Here is a 520-nt window from a genome sequence, read left to right on the forward strand (position 1 = left end):
TAACTCTCTAACTGATCGTCTTGGATCTGAGCGATCGCAAAATAGCGAGAGTCTGGATGTGAGAAGTACCAACCGGACACTGATGCCCCCGGATACATTGCATAGCTCGTTGTTAGTGACATACCGATGTTCTCTTCAACATTCAGTAACTCCCAAAGCGGGCCTTTCTCTGTATGCTCAGGACAAGCTGGGTAACCCGGTGCAGGACGGATCCCTTGGTACTTTTCACGGATGAGCTCATCATTCGATAGATTTTCATCTGCTGCATAGCCCCAAATTTCTTTCCTGACACGCTCATGCAAGTATTCAGCAAAAGCTTCGGCTAAACGATCTGCCACAGCTTGAATCATGATTGCGTTGTAGTCATCGCCTGGCGCTTTGTACTCATCGGCCAACTCACGCTCACCGATACCGCCAGTTACTGCAAACGCACCAACCCAATCCTGTTTGCCAGATTCTTTTGGCGCGATGTAATCCGACAAGCAGTAGTTAAAGCCTTTAGGCTTTTCTGTTTGCTGAC

The 520-nt window shown here is 48.3% G+C and carries 1 protein-coding gene; it reads right to left on the reverse strand.

The window, feature by feature from the left end; genetic code table 11:
* Window positions 1-520, reverse strand: a 520-nt coding sequence (locus R7P74_RS29330) for a vitamin B12 dependent-methionine synthase activation domain-containing protein (protein ID WP_318124251.1), incomplete at both ends; no start/stop codon positions are given.

This window comes from Vibrio sp. 2033, assembly GCF_033339735.1.